This is a genomic window from Saccharothrix tamanrassetensis (assembly GCF_014203665.1).
Lineage (GTDB): Bacteria > Actinomycetota > Actinomycetes > Mycobacteriales > Pseudonocardiaceae > Actinosynnema > Actinosynnema tamanrassetense.
Genome location: NZ_JACHJN010000002.1, coordinates 614,793 through 631,916 on the forward strand (window position 1 = coordinate 614,793; position 17,124 = coordinate 631,916).

Below are 17,124 nucleotides of genomic sequence, written 5' to 3' on the forward strand. Positions count from 1 at the left end.
GGAGCGGTGCACGCGTCCTCGGGCGGCCGATGCTGTCTGGCTGCTGTTCGGTGGATCGAGAGGACGGGGATCCTGGGGGAACTACCGGGTGACGGGAACTACCTGGGCCAGCAGTAGGCGGTACGCCTCGCGGTCCACTGACGCCGGGTCTTCGGACAGCCAGTCGCCGATCTCCTCGACGAACTGTTCCGGGGTCATCGGGGGGATGAGGGTTTCGGCGGGTTGGTCGGTGGTGATGTCGCCGGCGCGGCTGGGGTAGACCAGGAGCACGGTGCGGATGTCCAGCCACGGCAGCAGCTTGCGGTACACGGCCAGGCTGCGGGGCAGGCGCATGCCGCCGCCTCGGAACGGGTGGCCGTTGCGCCACAGGGTGCCGTCGTCCTCCGCCGCGTAGTGGCCGGGCAGCCACGACTTCGACTCGATGAGCACGAGTCGGCGACCGCAGAGGACGGCGTGGTCCACGTCGGCGAACACCGAGCCCGGCCACGCCAGGCCGTGGAAGATGCGGGCACCCGGCAGGCGGGTCAGGTACCGGGACAGCAGGTCGGCGGTGATGCGTTCGCACGGGCGGTCGTCGGTGGTGCCGTGGACGGTTTCGGCATCGACTTCCGCGGCGAACCGGCGGTCCGCTCTGGTGGCCTTCAGGTAGCGGCGCACCAGGCGGAACGCGGCAGCTGCCGCGGCGGCCACCACCAGCAGCCAGAGGGTCAGGGTCAGGGGGGAGAAGTCGATCGCCACCACCGGCAGGAGCAGGAAGAACCAGCCGCAGACGGCGGCCAGCGCCGGTGCGTGGCCGGGACCGGAAGCCGGCACGTAGCGGACGCGCTGGGTGACGTCGACCAGGTGCCACCACGGGACGCTGCCCGGGTCCACGGTCGGCTTCGGGGGGATGAAGTCCGGGTCCTCGCCGAAGTTGCGCAGTCGGCCGGTGCGACCGCTGCGCGGGGGCCGGGACGGGGAGGTGGGGGACTGCGGTCGGGTGAACGACCAGCCCCGGTCGTAGTCGCGCCGGCGGGTCGGGTCGCGGAGGGTGTCGTAGGCCTCCTGCAACATGCGGAAGGTGAGGGAGGAGCCGCCCGCGTCCGGGTGCATGACCTTGGCCAGCGAACGGTAGGCGGTTTTGATCTCCGATGGGGACGCGTTGCGGCCGACCCCGAGGAGTTCGTAGTAGTCGACCCCGCGCACGCGGCAGACCTTAGCGGCACCGGCGTCGGGATCGGGTCCGGGTGGGGCCGCGCCGGGGCGGGTGGTTCGGGTTCGGGCCGCCGGGGTTGCGGGGGTGGGTCCGAGGCGGTACTGCTCTTCCGGCACTGTCTTCCGGCGCGGGGTGGTGGCTAGGGTTGGGCGGGAGCCTGGTAGCGCAGTGGTTGTCGCGCCCTCATGCGATGGGGGAGGACGCCGGTTCGAGTCCGGCCCGGCTCGTTGGACCTGTAGCGCAGTGGTTGACGCGCCCGTGTCGGCCTTTTCGGGGCTCGGGAGGACGCCGGTTCGAGTCCGGCCTGGTCCGCCGGTGACGCTCGTCGGTGCACGGCCCGGAGCTGGTGAGACGGGCCGGCGCAGGGGCTGACCTGCCGGTGCGCGCCCGTCGGGGTGGGGCCGCGCGGGTTCGAGTTGCCGGGTGCGCGAGCCTGTCGCAGGCTGCGCGCATGGCGACTTGTGACGTCTGCGGGAACGACTACTGGATGGCGTTCGAGGTGCGCACGGTGGGAGGTGGGGTGCACACCTTCGACAGCTTCGAGTGCGCGATCCAGCGCTTGGCGCCGCGGTGCGAGCACTGCGACTGCCGGATCCTCGGGCACGGCGTCGAGGTGGAGGGGCGGTTCTTCTGCTGCGCCCACTGCGCCCGCAGCGCCGACCGGTTGGGGGACCAGATCCGGGACACGGTGGGCGCCCACCCCGGCTAGACCTCGGGGCAGACGAGGACCAGGCGGCCGTCGACGAAGGACGGCTGCAGGTCGCCCCGGGCGTCCACGCTCTTGATGCCGTGGGGCAGCACCTCGTCTATCGCGCTGAACGTGAGGATGTCCGACACGCCGTACCTGCCGCGCAGGGAACGCTGACCGGGGAAGCGCAGCGCCCTGCCCTCCCTGCGGTCGCGGTGCGCCAGGGCGGCCCGGAGGGCGTCCCTGGTCAGGTGGTCGGGACCGGCCAGTCGCTGCAGGCTGCCGTTGTGGACCGCCACGCCGTAGCCGCGTTCGATCAGCGTGGAGAGGGTGTTCTCCGACGGGTCGTCGGTCAGCCGGAAGGACATCGGGTGGTGGTCGCCCACCGAGTGCACGCACACGACGTGCGCGTGGAACAGCAGCGACTCGTAGAGGGCCACCGCCGTCGCGTCCGCCGTCCTGGGGTCGTCGTGACCCGCGTTGAGGCCGAGCCACGTCGTCATCGCACGTCCACCAAGATCGATCCAGTTCCTTCCGGGAGGTCGGAACGAGCCCGCCACCTGGCCGCGGCTCCCGGAGAGGCTAGTCCGATCGGGTGAGGTGCAGGTAGCCTGCGAATGGCGGTTGTCCGAAATCTAGATCGGTAGCAGATCGAAGCCCGCCAGGAACGGCAGCGCACCGGCCTGTTGCAGTGCCGCCGCCGACAGCCAGACGGACAGGATCGTGATCAACGGTCCCACAACCGCCATTTCCACGGTCCCGCCGGTCTGCATCCGGAGGATCTTCGGCGGCGCCACCGGGAACCAGGTCTTGCCCGCGAGCGGGATGGGCCACAGGATCGGGCAGCCCTGCTCGGTGATCGCGTCGCCCAGGTAGTGCGCCACGCACCCGACCCCCACCGCCACCCCGCACGCCGCCGCGCTGGCCGGGGTCTGCGCCGTCCACGCCACGCAGAGGCCGGTGATCGCGGCGGACACCGCGGTGATCAGCAGGGCGTCCTTCTTCGGGCACCAGTCGTTCATGATCCCGCGCACGGCCAGCCCCGCGAACACGAACATCAGGACCGGGAGCGCCCACTTCTGCGACTGCTGCACGACCGCGGTCGTGCCGACGGCCGCTGCCAGGGCGAATGCCAGGGTGTGCGTGAGACCCCGGTGGCCGCCGTCCCGGTTGGAGTCCTTGCGGGTCCTGGTGGTGCGGTAGACGAACGAGCTGATCGTGTTGATCAGCGCCGACGCACCCGCGCTGACCGGCCCGAACGTCCTCGAGATGGTCGACGACGGGTGGTCCAGGTCCGGCAGCAGCGCCGCGCCGGTCGCCAGCACCGCGCCGACGGCCCAGCTCTGCGGGCTGAGCTGACCGATGGGATGGTTGTCGGCGAGTGCGGTCACCGCCGCCCAGGCCAGTAGGCCGCTCATGGCGTGCGTGGGTCCGGTCGACATGGTGCCCCCTCCAAGATCGTGACTGGAGGCTAAGGCATTGTGACCCCGTTCCCATTTGAGTCGGGTGGGTCACCAGCAGCCGGACATAGCAGTACGCTTGTCTTGCTTGCATTGTCGCGAGAGGAGCGCCCTGAGTATGGGCAAGATCAAGGTTCAGGGGACCGTCGTCGAACTCGACGGCGACGAGATGACCCGGATCATCTGGCAGTTCATCAAGGACAAGCTGATCCACCCGTACCTGGACGTCAACCTGGAGTACTACGACCTGGGCATCGAGCACCGGGACGCCACTGACGACCAGGTGACCATCGACTCGGCGCACGCCATCAAGAAGCACGGCGTGGGCGTCAAGTGCGCCACCATCACCCCGGACGAGGCGAGGGTCGAGGAGTTCGGCCTGAAGAAGATGTGGGTCTCGCCGAACGGCACGATCCGCAACATCCTCGGCGGCGTGGTGTTCCGCGAGCCGATCATCATCTCCAACATCCCGCGGCTGGTGCCGGGCTGGACCAAGCCGATCATCATCGGCCGCCACGCCCACGGCGACCAGTACAAGGCCACCAACTTCAAGGTGCCCGGCGCGGGTGAGCTGACCATCACGTTCACGCCCGAGGACGGCTCCGAGCCGATCAAGCACGTGGTGGCGAACTTCGGCGCCGACGGCGGCGTGGCGATGGGCATGTACAACTTCAACAAGTCCATCGAGGACTTCGCACGCGCCTCGTTCGCGTACGGGTTGCAGCGCAACTACCCCGTCTACATGTCCACCAAGAACACCATCCTCAAGGCGTACGACGGGGCGTTCAAGGACATCTTCCAGGCGGTCTTCGAGTCCGAGTTCAAGGACAAGTTCGACGCCGCCGGCCTCACCTACGAGCACCGCCTGATCGACGACATGGTCGCCGCGGCGCTGAAGTGGGAGGGCGGCTACGTCTGGGCCTGCAAGAACTACGACGGTGACGTGCAGTCCGACACGGTCGCGCAGGGCTTCGGCTCGCTGGGCCTGATGACGTCGGTGCTGATGACGCCGGACGGCAAGACCGTCGAGGCCGAGGCGGCGCACGGCACGGTGACCCGGCACTTCCGCCAGCACCAGGCCGGCAAGCCGACCTCCACCAACCCGATCGCGTCGATCTACGCGTGGACCGGTGGCCTGAAGCACCGCGGCAAGCTCGACGGCACCCCGGAGGTGACGGGCTTCGCGGAGACGCTGGAGCAGGTGATCATCTCGACCGTGGAGAGCGGGAAGATGACCAAGGACCTGGCCCTGCTCGTCGGGCCGGACCAGGAGTGGCTGACCACCGAGGACTTCCTCGGCACGTTGGACGAGAACCTCCAGAAGCGGATGGCCGGCTGACCTCTGGTCGAGCCGCCGTCGGCGACCGGCTGCGCTGCGGGCCGGGTCGTCGTTCCCGGTCGTTGTCGGAGGGGGCCGCTTTCGGGCGGTCCCCTCCGCCGTTCCCGCGGACGCCGGACGCCCGCTCGGCGGCCGGCGGAGGTGGTGTGACCGCCGGCCGTGGTGGTGTGACCGCCGGGGGTCCGGTCACCCGTTCGGTTCCCCTGCGGAGTGGATTCCCGGCCGCGAGGTGTGGGTGCCCCGTCGCCGCGCTATATCTGCACTTCAGGAGCGGTTCCGGGAGGCGTGGCGATGTTCGGGATTCCTTTGCGCGGGCTGATCGTGATCGGGGTGCTGGGTACGGCCGGGGCGATGTGGGTCGCCAACGGCGGCAAGCCGTTGGGGTCGGAGGCGGCGACGGCGGAGTGCCGGGTCACCGTGGTGGCCGACATCCTCAACGTGCGGGCCGGCCCGGCGGACACCCAGCCGATCGTGGCGACCATGCAGCGGGACTCGGTGGTGCAGGCCGAACGGCGGGTGGAGAACGGGTTCCGGTTGCTGGCGGACGGGCGGTGGGTGAACGCCGACTTCGTCACGCCGACCTCGGACAGTAACTGCGGCTGAGACGTGGAAGTCGCTCAGCGAGCGGTGTCGCAGCGCCGTGGTCAGTGCCACGTTGGCAGCCATGGACCGCTTCCCTCCGCCGGTGTCCGGTGCGTTTCCCGTGCTGGGGCACATCGTCGAGTTCATCCGCAAGCCCGTCGAGCTGATCGGGCGAGGCAGTCGGGAAGTCGGCGGCGTGTTCTCGCTGCGGCTGCCCGGCAGACGGGCGGTGGTGCTGCTCGGCGCGGAACGCAACCGGTTCTTCTTCGCCGAGACGGACAGGAAGCTGTCGATCCGGACCGCCTACCCGTTCTTCGAGCGGATGTTCTCGCCCGAGTTCTACTTCTTCGCGGGCGTGGAGGAGTACCGGCGGCAGCGCGAGATCGTCGTGCCGCGCTTCCAGGGACGGCAGCTGGACGGCTACGTCACGGCCATGCTGGACGAGACCGCCGCGTTCGAGGAGCACCTCGGCGACGCCGGCGAGTTCAACCTGACCGACGAGCTCGGCCCACTGGTCATGCGCATCGCGGCGCGGTGCTTCCTGGGGCCGGACTTCGGTTCCCGGATGGACCGGGACTTCTTCGCCGAGTTCCGCCGGTTCTCCGCCGGCATGAACCCCGCCCTGCCGCAGCGCCTCCCGCTGCCGTCCGTGGTCCGCAGCAACCACGCCCGCGACCGCCTGAGGGCCGCACTCGGCGGCATGATCCGGGAACGCCGCGCGAACCCCGTGTCACCGCCCGACTTCCTGCAGACCCTGGCCGAGGCGACCTACGCCGACGGCACGCCCGTGCCGGACCTGGTGCTGGTCAACATGATCCTGCTGTTCACGTGGGCCGGCCACGAGACCACCACCGGGCACATCTCGTGGGCGCTGGTCGACCTGCTGGGCAACCCGGAACACGTCGAACGGGTGCGCGCGGAGACCGGCGAGATCGACCTGGCGGGCGTCAAGCGGTTGGCGCATCTGGACAACTGCCTGCACGAGACCGAACGCCTGCACCCCGTCGCGCACGTGCTGGTGCGGCAGGCGGCGGAGACGTTCGAGCTCGACGGCCACGTGATCCCCGAAGGCACGATGGTGATCGCCGCCCCGTCGGTGTCCCACCGGCTGCCCGCCGAGCACGCCCGACCGGACGAGTTCCGGCCCGACCGGTTCACCGAAGGCCGGGAGGGGAAGCTGGAGCGCCAGGCGCTCATCGGCTTCGGCGGCGGCCTGCACCGCTGCACCGGCGTGCACTTCGCGTACCTGGAGATGAAGGTGGTCATCGCCCGGCTGCTGCGCCGCTACGACTTCTCGCTGCTCGACCCCGACCCGAGGCCCGTGCCGGGGATGCACACCAAGTGGCCGGACTCCCCGTGCCGGGTCCGCTATGTGAAGCGGGTGCCCGCGGTGGTGTGATGGTCGGCATGTTCTTCAGGTGGCGCCCCTTGCGCCGGACCGCGGTGACCACGTGCGCCTGCCCGACGGAGTGGCCCGAGCTGCGGGCGGACCTGGACGGCCACGAGGTGCGCGGCGTGCCGTCACCCGGCGGCTCCAGTCCGTTGGTGCTGATGCTCGGCCTGGTGGCGACCTGCGCCGGGTGCGGCGCGCACTACCCGCACGGCTGGGCCGTCGCCGAGCGCCACTAGGCTGCTTCCTCGTGCTGACCGTCTCCACCGTCAACGTCAACGGGCTGCGCGCGGCCGCCAGGAAGGGCTACCTGGAGTGGCTCGCCGCGACGTCCGCCGACGTGGTGTGCGTCCAGGAGGTCCGCGCCGAGCCCGGTCAGCTGCCCGACGAGGTGCGCTCGCCCGAGGGGTGGCACGTGGCGCACGCGCACTCGGAGGTCAAGGGGCGCAACGGGGTCGCGGTGCTGACCCGGCAGGCGCCGGAGGCGGTCCGGATCGGCTTCGGCGTGCCCGAGTTCGAGCACTCCGGGCGGTACGTGGAGGTGGAGCTGCCGTCCGTGGTGGTGGCGAGCCTCTACCTGCCCAGCGGTGACGTCGGCACGCCCCGGCAGGAGGAGAAGGAGCGGTTCATGGCCGCGTTCCTGCCGTACCTGGTGGAGCTGCGGGAGAAGGCGGCGGCCGACGGGCGCGAGGTCGTGGTGTGCGGCGACTGGAACATCGCGCACCGCGAGGCGGACCTGAAGGCGTGGAAGACGAACCAGAAGTCTTCCGGGTTCCTGCCGTCGGAGCGGGCTTGGCTGTCGGAGGTGTTCTCTTCGGGGTACGTGGACGTGGTGCGCTCGCTGCACCCGGATGCGGTGGGGCCGTACACGTGGTGGTCGTACCGGGGGAAGGCGTTCGACAACGACTCCGGGTGGCGGATCGACTATCAGGTGGCGACGGAGGGTCTGGCGGCTCGGGCCGCCAGTGCGGTGGTGGAGCGGGCGGCTTCGTACGGTGAGCGCTGGTCCGACCACGCGCCGGTCACGGTGATCTACGGCGACTGAGCCGGCCCGGCTGAACCAGGAAAAGTGTCGACTGCTCGGGACCGGATCGAGTAGCGGATCTCGGTGCGCCGGCGGCTGGGGTCTTCGCTCGGTGCCACGATCAACCGGACGATCGTCTTCGCTCGTTCGGCCGCACTTCACTTCACGTTCGTGACCTGCACCACCAATCGTGAAACTCTTTCACCAATCGAGGTGGGGAGCGGCGATGGCCAGGGTCAACCGACGGCGTTTCTTCCAGGCGGCGGGGGTCGCGGGGGCGGCGGTGGTGTGGGGCGGGCCGCCCGCTTCCGCCACCACCACCGGTACCACGCTGGACGTTGCGGCGACGCCGATCGGCGGGGCCGGGTACCGCCGGCTCGCGGCGGGGCCCGGGTGGCCGCTGGTCGTGCGCGGGGACATCGCGACGCCGGGTGCGGCGAGGGTCGACCGGCGGCGGCCACTGGCGTGTTTCGTGCAGTTCACCGACATGCACATGGTCGACACGCAGAGCCCGGCGCGGTTCGAGTACACGCACCCGTTGATGGGGGCCGGGGCGTTCCGGGCGCACGAGACTCTCGCGCAGCACACGTCCGCCGCACTCGTCCGGAAGGTCAACGCACTGACCGGTGGACCGTTCACCGGGCGGCCGATCGACTTCGTGATGACCACCGGCGACAACACCGACAACCACGAGCAGGTCGAACTCGACTGGTTCCTCACCGTGCTCAACGGCGGCCGGATCACCGCCAACACCGGCGACCCGGCGCGGTACGAAGGGGTGCAGAACTCCGGCGTCAAGGCGTACTGGAACCCGGACAGCACGCTCGCCGACGACTACAAGGCCAAAGGCTTCCCGCGCGTCCCGAACCTGCTCGACGCCGCCATCCGCCCGTTCGACAGCCCCGGCCTGCGCATCCCGTGGTACTGCACGTTCGGCAACCACGACGACAGCGTGGTCGGCTCGCTCCCCGACGGCATCCCGTTCATCGACGCCCTCTACACCGGCCGCAACAAGGTCATGGGCTGCGCCGAGGCCGACTCCGCCCGCATCGCCCGCGCCATGACCGACCCCGCCCACGCGGCCGACGCGGCGACCGTGCTTGCCGCGAACCCCGGCCTCGTCCGCACCGTCACGCCCGACGCGCGTCGCAGGCCGTTCGGCACCGCCGAGTTCGTCCGGGCCCACCTGGACCCGCGCAACACCGGCCCCGGACCGGTCGGCCACGGGTTCACCCCGGACAACGCCGACGGCGTGGACGTCTTCTACACGTTCCGCATCGCCCCCGGCGTCACCGGCGTCAGCCTGGACACCACGACCACCGCCGGGTTCGCGGACGGCTCCATCGGCCTGCACCAGTACCGGTGGCTGGAGAAGACCCTCCGCCGCAACAGCTCCCGCTACTACGACGTGTTCGGCGCCAGGAAGGCGCAGGCCGTCACCGACGAGCTGTTCATCCTGTTCAGCCACCACACCAGTCGGACCATGGGCAACGTCCTGCCCGACCGCCGCCGCCCGCTCGACCCCCGGCTGGACGGCAACGCCCTGGTCGCCCTGCTCCAGCGCTTCCCGAACGTGGTCGCCTGGGTCAACGGCCACACCCACGAGAACAGGATCGTCCCGCACGGCACCGGCGACCGGGCCTTCTGGGAGATCAACACCGCCGCCCACGTCGACCACCCGCAGCACGCCCGGATCATCGAACTGGTCGACAACGGCGACGGGACGCTGTCCCTGTTCACCACCCTGGTGGAGGGCGACGCGCCCTACGCGGCCGACTACGACGACTTCTCGCCGCGCGGCCTGGCCTCGCTGGCGCGCGAGTTCGCGTTCAACGACCCCCACGCCGACCTGGACGCGGTGGGCGCTCCCACCGACCGGAACACGGAACTCCTGGTGGCCGGCAACTCGCCCACCCGGGTGTGACACGTCACTCCCGACTCAGAGGTGGAATTCTGGCCGCCTAGTGTCGTTGACGTGGCAGTGGACATCTCGATCACCCAGCCCGAGCCCCACCCCGGCCCGACGGCGATGAGGCGCGCCCTGCGCCGCGCCGCCGACGGCGCCGCGCTGGACGTGACCGAGGCGTCGGTGCTGCTGCACGCGCGGGGTGACGACCTGGACGCCCTCCTCGACGCGGCGGGCCGGGTGCGCGACGCCCACCTGCTCGCCGAGGGGCGGCCCGGTGTCGTCACCTACAGCCGCAACGCGTTCATCCCGCTGACCCGGCTGTGCCGCGACCGCTGCCACTACTGCACGTTCGCGACGGTGCCGCACAAGCTCCCGGCGGCGTTCCTGGAACGCGACGAGGTGCTGGGGATCGCCCGCCGGGCCGCCGCGCAGGGCTGCAAGGAAGCCCTGTTCACGCTGGGCGACCGGCCCGAGGAGCGCTGGCCGCAGGCCAGGGAGTGGCTGGAGGCGCGCGGCTACGAGTCGACCCTGGACTACGTGCGCGCGTCCGCCATCGCCGTCCTCGAAGAGACCGGCCTGCTGCCGCACCTCAACCCCGGCGTGCTGAGCTGGGAGGAGTTGCAGCGGCTGCGCCCGGTCGCGGCCAGCATGGGGATGATGCTGGAGACCACCGCCGAACGGCTGTGGAGCGAGAAGGGCGGCCCGCACTACGGCAGCCCCGACAAGGAACCCGCCGTCCGGCTGCGCGTGCTGACCGACGCCGGCCGGGTCAACGTCCCGTTCACGACCGGGATCCTGATCGGGATCGGCGAGACGATCACCGAACGCGCCGAGAGCCTGCTCGCCATGCGCGGCATCGCGCGGCAGTACGGGCACATCCAGGAAGTGATCATCCAGAACTTCCGCGCCAAGCCGGACACCGCGATGCGCGGGATGCCCGACGCCGACCTGCACGAACTGGCCGCCACGATCGCGGTCGCCCGGCTGGTGATGCCGTCGTCCACGAGCGTGCAGGCACCGCCGAACCTGGTCGGCGGCGAGTTCGGGCTGATGCTGCGCGCCGGGATCGACGACTGGGGCGGGGTGTCACCGGTGACGCCCGACCACGTCAACCCCGAACGCCCCTGGCCGCGGGTCGACGAGCTGGCCGGGCTCACCGAGACCGCCGGTTTCGAGCTCCGCGAACGGCTGGCGGTCTACCCGCGCTACGTCCGCGGCACCCCCGGCCAGTGGATCGACACCCGCCTCACCGCGCACGTCCAGGCGCTGGCCCGGCCGGACGGGCTGGCGGACCCCGACGCCGAGGTCGTGGGTCGCGAGTGGCAGGAGCCGGACGGCGGCCTGGACACCTACGGCCGCGCCGACCTGAACACCGCGATCGACACCGAGGGCCGGACCGGTGACCGGCGGGGCGACTTCGACTCCGTGTACGGCGACTGGGACTCCCTGAGCATCCCCCAGGCCGTCACCCGGCTCCCCGAGGACGCCGCGCGTGCCCTCAAGCTGGCCGCCGACGACCCGGCGAAGCTGCTCCAGGACTCCGACGCGGCCCTGGCCCTGCTCACCGCCGACGGCGAAGCCCTGGAAACCATGACCCGGCTCGCCGACGAGCTGCGGGCCGAGGTCGTGGGCGACGACGTCACCTACGTGGTCAACCGCAACATCAACTTCTCCAACGTCTGCTACGTCGGCTGCCGGTTCTGCGCCTTCGCCCAGCGCGAGCGCGACGCCGACGCCTTCCGGCTGAGCATCGACGAGGTGGCCGACCGCGCGCGGGAAGCCTGGGACGCCGGGGCCACCGAGGTCTGCATGCAGGGCGGCATCGACCCGAAGCTGCCGGTCACCTACTACGCCGACGTCGTGCGCGCCATCAAGGCCCGCGTCCCCGGCATGCACGTCCACGCGTTCAGCCCGATGGAGATCGTCAGCGCGGCGGCCAAGGCGGGCGTGAGCGTGCGGGAGTGGCTCACCGACCTCAAGGACGCCGGCCTGGACACCATCCCGGGCACCGCGGCGGAGATCCTGGACGACGACGTCCGCTGGGTGCTCACCAAGGGCAAGCTGCCCGCCGCGACCTGGCTGGAGGTCGTCGCCACCGCGCACGAGGTGGGCATCCGGTCGTCGTCCACGATGATGTACGGCCACGTCGACCACCCCGGGCACTGGCTCGGCCACTTCCGCGCGCTCGCCGACCTCCAGGACCGCACCGGGGGCCTGACCGAGTTCGTCGGCCTGCCGTTCGTGCACCGCAACGCGCCGATCTACCTGGCGGGCGTGGCACGGCCGGGGCCGACCCGGCGGGACAACCGCGCCATCCACGCGTTCGCCCGGCTGGCCCTGCACGGGCGGATCGACAACATCCAGTGCTCGTGGGTCAAGCTCGGCGACGAAGGCACCGCCGAAGTGCTGCGAGGCGGCGCGAACGACCTCGGCGGCACGCTCATGGAGGAGACCATCAGCCGGATGGCCGGCTCCGAGCACGGCTCCGCGCGCACCGCCCGGCAGCTGCACGACACGGCCGCGCTGGCCGGTCGGCCCGCCCGCCAGCGCACTACGACATATGGCCGAGTCGACGTCGTGAGGTAACCCCCCACGGGCGAGCGGGTGACGCGGCGCGGTTAGTCTGCCGCCGGTCGCGATTTCACCCGAAACCCACAGCGGGGTCCGACAACCCGGGTAGGTTCGCGGCCGTCCGTCAACAGGGTTCACCCCGGTGGTGACGCGGTGTTGGTGAGGAGGCTCGGCAGTGCGCGGTCGCAGTGCAGCACTGGGTGTGGTGGTGGGCACGGTCTCGGCCCTGGCCACGACAGGTGTGGCGAGTGCGGGCACCAGCGCGGCAGCCCTCGGCACGTCGTCGGTGGACACGCCGGTGGGTGTCGCCGCCGTGGCGTTCGGCGTGGTCGGCCTGGTCGCCGGCCTGGTCCGGCGCCGCCGCGCGGCCGTGGTGCGGGCCAGGGAGGAGTCGGCCGTCGCCGTGGAGCCCGCCGTCGTCCTGCCCGTCGCGCAGCCCGTGATCGAGCCCGCTCCCACGACCGCCTGATCCGCCTGGGAGAATCAGGGCGTGGCTCCTGAGAACACCGCGGTGAACTCCGCGGCGAACACCGCCGACAGCACTGCCGACAGCACCGCCGCAGCCGAGAACGCCGCCCCGGTGAGCCGTCCCCGCGTCCTGTCCGGCATCCAGCCGACGGCGGGCTCGTTCCACCTCGGCAACTACCTCGGCGCGATCCGGCAGTGGGTGGCGCTCCAGGAGACGCACGACGCCTTCTACTGCGTGGTCGACCTGCACGCCATCACCGTCGCGCAGGACCCGAAGACGCTGCGGCAGAACACCCGCGTGTCGGCGGCGCAGCTGCTCGCCCTGGGCATCGACCCGGAGCACGCCACGCTGTTCGTGCAGAGCCACGTGCCCGAGCACGCCCAGCTCGGCTGGGTGCTCCAGTGCCTGACCGGGTTCGGCGAGGCCGGCCGGATGACCCAGTTCAAGGACAAGTCGGCGCGGCAGGAGGCGCAGGTCGGCGTCGGCCTGTTCACCTACCCGATCCTGCAGGCCGCGGACATCCTGCTGTACCAGGCGCACCACGTGCCGGTCGGCGAGGACCAGCGCCAGCACCTGGAGCTGACCCGCGACCTCGCGCAGCGCTTCAACACCCGCTACGGCAAGACGTTCCGGCTGCCCGAGGCGTACATCGTCAAGGACACCGCCAAGATCTTCGACCTCCAGGACCCGACGTCGAAGATGAGCAAGTCGGTGCCGACCGGTGTGGTCGAGCTGCTGGAGGACCCCAAGCGGGGCGCGAAGAAGATCCGTTCGGCGGTCACCGACACCGGGCGCGAGATCGTCTACGACCCGGCCGGGAAGGCCGGGGTCAGCAACCTGCTGGTGATCTACTCGGCGCTGACCGGGCGGACGGTGGACGAGCTGGTGGCGGCGTACGAGGGCAAGGGCTACGGGGACCTGAAGAAGGACCTCGGCGAGGTGTACACGGACTTCGTCACGCCCGTGCAGGAACGCGTGCGGCACTACCTGTCCGACGTCTCGGAGCTGGACAAGATCCTGGCGCGCGGCGCGGAGCGGGCGCGTGAGGTGGCGGCGAAGACGTTGGCACGGGCCTACGACCGCCTCGGGTTCCTGCCGGCCGGGTGATCACCCCTGGCCGAGTGGCGGTTGATCACCCGACGGCTTAACGTCTGATCGTGGTGGAACAGCCGAAACCGGCCCCGAGGGCGACACCGGCAGCGCAGGCGGAACCGGCGGAGAAGCCGAGGAGGTCCGGATCGGCGGGCGGGTCCACCGCGGCGCGGAAATCGGAACCGGCGAAGGAGTCGAAGCTCGACAAGCTGCGCCGTGAGCGCCCTTGGCTGGACCACCTGTTCCGCGCGGCCCAGCGCTACACCGAGCAGTACGGCGCGCACTACGCCGCCGCGGTCACCTACTTCAGCGTCCTGTCGCTGGTCCCGATGCTGATGATCGGGTTCGCCGTCGCCGGCTTCGTGCTGTCCTCGCAACCCGGGCTGCTGGACGAGTTGAAGGGCAGCATCGCCGAGGCCGTGCCCGGCTCGTTGGGCGACACCATCAACGGCGTGGTCAACCAGGCCGTCCAGTCCAAGGGCACGGTCGGTGTGTTCGGCCTGCTCGGCGCCGCCTACTCGGGCCTCGGCTGGATGAGCAACCTGCGGGACGCGCTGACCGCGCAGTGGGGCCACGCCAAGGAGGACCTGCCGTTCCTGAAGACGGCGCTGAAGGACCTGCTGGCGCTGGTGAGCCTCGGCTTGGCGCTGGTGGTGTCGTTCGGCCTCACCGCCGTCGGCAGCGGGTTCGCGCACGAGGTGCTGGAGTTCATCGGCCTGGACGGCGTGTGGTGGGCCGAGGCGCTGCTCAAGGTCGGCACCATCATCCTGGCGCTGGCGGCGAACTGGTTGGTGTTCCTGTGGGTGCTGGCGAAGCTGCCGCGCAAGGCCGTGGGGTGGCGCAGCGCGCTGAAGGGCGCAGCCGCCGCCGCGATCGGGTTCGAGGTGCTCAAGCAGGTCGGGACGATCTACCTGTCCACCGTGACGTCCTCGCCCGCCGGTGTGGCGTTCGGCCCGATCATCGGTGTGCTGGTGTTCGCGAACCTGGTGGCGCAGTTCCTGCTGTTCATCACGGCGTGGACGGCCACCGCGCGCGAGAACCTGCTGCGCGACCTGCCCGAACCGCCCCCGCCGGCGGTGATCCGGCCGCTGGTGGAGGTGCACCGCGCGCCCAGCCCCCGCGCCGCCGTGGGCCTGGTCGGCGCGGGGGTCCTGCTGGGCGCGCTGTTCCGGCCTACGTCCAGAAGACCGCGACGGCCACGTTGACGACGACGAGCCCGGCGAGGGCCGGCGTCAGCCAGGACGCGACCTTCCGCTTGTTCAGGTTCGCCGCGACCAAGCCCGCGATCAGCACCAGGACCAGCAGCTTCACCCCGATCTTGAAGTGGTCGTAGTCCTTGTCGGTGAGCGGGGCGAGGGCGACCAGCGCCACCCCGGTCACCAACTGCAGACCGGCGCCGTGCAGCCAGCCCTTGTTCAGCGGGCCGTCCTTGCCGACCCGGTTCTGGACGAAGAACATGGCGACGAGCATGCCCATGCCCAGCAGGTGCAGGAACACCAGCAACAGGCGCACGAACTCCACGGCGGAGCCTCCAGGTGTGTGGTGGGTTACTTGCTTCGGAGCGCCCGCAGGCCGCGGATGCCCAGCACGCCGATGACCGTGCCGAACGTGAGCGACGCGACGACGAGCACCAGGTGCACGGTGAAGAACGCGGTCGGACCGGCGTCCCACGAACGGGTGTCCTTCCAGATGTTGCGCAGGAAGGTAGGCCAGATCACCCAGGACCACACCCCGAAGGCCACCAGGAAGACGGACATGCCACGGGAGAGCTTCACGGATGCAGTATCGGACGTGGCGGGTGCACGTCACTCAACCGGGGTGGATAGCCTGGGTGGGTGCCTTCCCCCGCGTCCCGACGGCCCGTTGCCCTGGTGCTGGCTGCCTGCACGCTGATGGCCACCGCAGTGTTCGGTGCCTCGGCCGCACAGGCGCAGCCCGCCCCGTGCGATAACCGGGTGTCACCGCCCCCGGCGGTCGACACGTCCGAACAGGTGCCCCCCGGAACCAAACCGCCCGTGCCGCTGGAAGTGCCGGAGAACCCCATCGGCGGCGAACGGCTCGGCGAGTGCGGCCTCGTGCTGCCCTCCAACGCCCAGAAGCTGCCGGACAGCATCACGGCCCAGAGCTGGCTCATCGCCGACATGGGCTCCGGTGCCGTCCTGGCCGCCTACGACCCGCACGGCCGGCAACGGCCCGCGTCGGTGATCAAGGTGCTGCTGGCGATGGTCGTGGCGAAGGAGCTGGCCGCGGACGCGACCGTCACGGCCAACGCCGACGACATCGCGCAGGAGTGCACCTGCGTGGGGCTGCGCAACGGCGCCGAGTACACCGTGGAGCAGTTGCTCCAGGCCCTGGTCATGGCGTCCGGCAACGACGTCGCGCACGCGCTGGCGAGGCGGCTGGGCGGCTTGCCGAGCGCCATCCGGAAGATGAACGCGCTGGCGATGGAACTGGGCGCGCTGGACACCCGCGCGGTGACGCCGTCCGGCCTGGACGCGCCCGGCACGAGCACCTCGGCGTACGACGTGGCGCTGATCTTCCGCGCGGCGATGAAGTACCCGGACTTCGCGAAGGCCGTCGTGACGCAGCGCATCGACTTCCCGGCCGCCAGCGGCGTCGGCACCGTGCCGGTGATCAACGACAACAAGCTGCTCGGGACCTACGAGGGCGCTCTGGGCGGCAAGTCCGGCTTCACCGACGACGCCCAGCACACCTTCGTGGGAGCGGCCGAGCGCGACGGTCGACAGCTCGTGGTGGTGCTCCTGCGGGGACAGCAGCAGCCCGTGCGGTTGATCGACCAGGCGGCGAAGCTGCTCGACTACGGCTTCGAACTGCCGACCGGTGAGCCGGTCGGGCGCCTGGTCGACGGCGCCCCGCAGACGAAGAAGAAGACCGTCGAGCCGAGGCCGACGCCCACCAGCGCGGCGGTCGGCGAGGTGGCCGAGTCCAAGGACACCCGCAACACCGCCATGTCGACCGCTTTCGGCACCGTCGGCGGTCCCATCACGGCGGTGGCCGGCCTCGGCGTCGTCCTGGCGTTCTTGATGTACCTGCGCAACCGCCGAGCCAAGGCCGCCCGCGCCGCCCGCGCCGCCGCCCAGCAGTCGAACTGAAGCCAGGACTCAAACGCTCTCAAAAAGGTGTGCGCAGCTTGACTGCGGAAGACAGGCAAGCAAGGGCAGGGCAAGGGCGCGCGGCTTGGCACGCTGGGGGGTTGCGTTGCGGGCGGCGTGCCCGGTTGAGAGCGGTCCCCTGGCAGCTCTTGGGACCGGGATGATGTGGTCCAGTTGCTTGGTGTTCCCGGCTTGAGCCCGGACCTGCGTGCTTCTAGAGCGCTTTGGGTCCGTGGTCCCTCTTCTGCCGTCGAGCTGCTTAGAACAAGAACGAGAACTTCGGGCTTTGGTC

17 protein-coding genes and 2 tRNA genes are annotated in these 17,124 nt (G+C 70.8%); 14 read left to right on the forward strand and 5 right to left on the reverse strand.

Annotated features, from left to right (window positions below; genetic code table 11):
• Positions 1-81: 81 nt before the first annotated feature.
• The gene (locus FHS29_RS07835; protein ID WP_184689597.1) at positions 82-1,185 is read right to left on the reverse strand and encodes a J domain-containing protein; all 1,104 of its coding nucleotides are present in this window, start codon (positions 1,183-1,185) and stop codon (positions 82-84) included.
• A gap of 163 nt (positions 1,186-1,348) precedes the next feature.
• On the opposite strand from FHS29_RS07835, the gene FHS29_RS07840 reads away from it, so the two are divergent.
• The 3 genes from FHS29_RS07840 (at position 1,349) to FHS29_RS07850 (ending at position 1,904) form a co-directional block, all read left to right on the forward strand.
• Positions 1,349-1,422 (forward strand) — tRNA-Arg (locus FHS29_RS07840).
• A gap of 2 nt (positions 1,423-1,424) precedes the next feature.
• Positions 1,425-1,507 (forward strand) — tRNA-OTHER (locus FHS29_RS07845).
• A 139-nt stretch (positions 1,508-1,646) separates the two neighbouring features.
• Entirely contained in the window at positions 1,647-1,904 is a 258-nt protein-coding gene (locus FHS29_RS07850) for a metallothionein (RefSeq protein WP_184689598.1), read from the forward strand.
• On the opposite strand, the gene FHS29_RS07855 is transcribed toward FHS29_RS07850, so the two are convergent.
• On the reverse strand, positions 1,901-2,386 hold the full coding sequence (locus tag FHS29_RS07855) for a hypothetical protein (RefSeq protein ID WP_184689599.1): 486 nt from the start codon (positions 2,384-2,386) through the stop codon (positions 1,901-1,903). The two genes, FHS29_RS07850 and FHS29_RS07855, sit on opposite strands and share 4 nt — an antisense overlap.
• Positions 2,387-2,518: 132 nt before the next feature.
• Entirely contained in the window at positions 2,519-3,325 is an 807-nt protein-coding gene (locus tag FHS29_RS07860; RefSeq protein WP_184689601.1) for a metal-dependent hydrolase, read from the reverse strand.
• Positions 3,326-3,461: 136 nt separating this feature from the next.
• On the opposite strand from FHS29_RS07860, the gene FHS29_RS07865 reads away from it, so the two are divergent.
• The 10 genes from FHS29_RS07865 to yhjD all read left to right on the forward strand — a co-directional run bounded on the left by FHS29_RS07865 (position 3,462) and on the right by yhjD (position 14,924).
• Entirely contained in the window at positions 3,462-4,682 is a 1,221-nt protein-coding gene (locus tag FHS29_RS07865) for an NADP-dependent isocitrate dehydrogenase (RefSeq protein ID WP_184689602.1), read from the forward strand.
• Between the two features lie 291 nt (positions 4,683-4,973).
• Positions 4,974-5,285: an SH3 domain-containing protein gene (locus tag FHS29_RS07870; RefSeq protein ID WP_184689603.1), complete on the forward strand. Its 312-nt coding sequence runs from the start codon at positions 4,974-4,976 to the stop codon at positions 5,283-5,285.
• A gap of 61 nt (positions 5,286-5,346) precedes the next feature.
• Complete coding sequence (locus FHS29_RS07875; RefSeq protein ID WP_246440006.1) at positions 5,347-6,663, forward strand: cytochrome P450; 1,317 nt, start codon at positions 5,347-5,349, stop codon at positions 6,661-6,663.
• 8 nt (positions 6,664-6,671) lie between these two features.
• Positions 6,672-6,893 (forward strand): hypothetical protein, encoded by a 222-nt coding sequence (locus FHS29_RS07880; RefSeq protein WP_184689604.1) that lies wholly within the window; start codon positions 6,672-6,674, stop codon positions 6,891-6,893.
• A gap of 11 nt (positions 6,894-6,904) precedes the next feature.
• A complete protein-coding gene (locus FHS29_RS07885; protein ID WP_184689605.1) occupies positions 6,905-7,699 on the forward strand; it encodes an exodeoxyribonuclease III in 795 nt (264 codons plus the stop codon).
• Between the two features lie 205 nt (positions 7,700-7,904).
• Positions 7,905-9,602: a TIGR03767 family metallophosphoesterase gene (locus tag FHS29_RS07890; RefSeq protein ID WP_184689606.1), complete on the forward strand. Its 1,698-nt coding sequence runs from the start codon at positions 7,905-7,907 to the stop codon at positions 9,600-9,602.
• 105 nt (positions 9,603-9,707) lie between these two features.
• A complete protein-coding gene (locus FHS29_RS07895; protein WP_221455660.1) occupies positions 9,708-12,173 on the forward strand; it encodes a bifunctional FO biosynthesis protein CofGH in 2,466 nt (821 codons plus the stop codon).
• 160 nt (positions 12,174-12,333) lie between these two features.
• Complete coding sequence (locus FHS29_RS07900; protein WP_184689608.1) at positions 12,334-12,627, forward strand: hypothetical protein; 294 nt, start codon at positions 12,334-12,336, stop codon at positions 12,625-12,627.
• A gap of 111 nt (positions 12,628-12,738) precedes the next feature.
• A complete protein-coding gene (gene trpS / locus FHS29_RS07905; RefSeq protein WP_184690063.1) occupies positions 12,739-13,734 on the forward strand; it encodes a tryptophan--tRNA ligase in 996 nt (331 codons plus the stop codon).
• Positions 13,735-13,928: 194 nt separating this feature from the next.
• Entirely contained in the window at positions 13,929-14,924 is a 996-nt protein-coding gene (yhjD, locus tag FHS29_RS07910; RefSeq protein ID WP_184690065.1) for an inner membrane protein YhjD, read from the forward strand.
• Here yhjD and FHS29_RS07915 read toward each other — a convergent pair.
• The gene (locus FHS29_RS07915; RefSeq protein ID WP_184689609.1) at positions 14,893-15,240 is read right to left on the reverse strand and encodes a hypothetical protein; all 348 of its coding nucleotides are present in this window, start codon (positions 15,238-15,240) and stop codon (positions 14,893-14,895) included. The genes yhjD and FHS29_RS07915 overlap by 32 nt on opposite strands.
• Positions 15,241-15,266: 26 nt before the next feature.
• The gene (locus FHS29_RS07920) at positions 15,267-15,494 is read right to left on the reverse strand and encodes an SCO4848 family membrane protein (RefSeq protein ID WP_184689611.1); all 228 of its coding nucleotides are present in this window, start codon (positions 15,492-15,494) and stop codon (positions 15,267-15,269) included.
• 240 nt (positions 15,495-15,734) lie between these two features.
• On the opposite strand from FHS29_RS07920, the gene FHS29_RS07925 reads away from it, so the two are divergent.
• Positions 15,735-16,832, forward strand: a complete 1,098-nt coding sequence (locus FHS29_RS07925; protein WP_312864814.1) for a serine hydrolase — start codon at positions 15,735-15,737, stop codon at positions 16,830-16,832.
• Positions 16,833-17,124 lie beyond the last annotated feature (292 nt).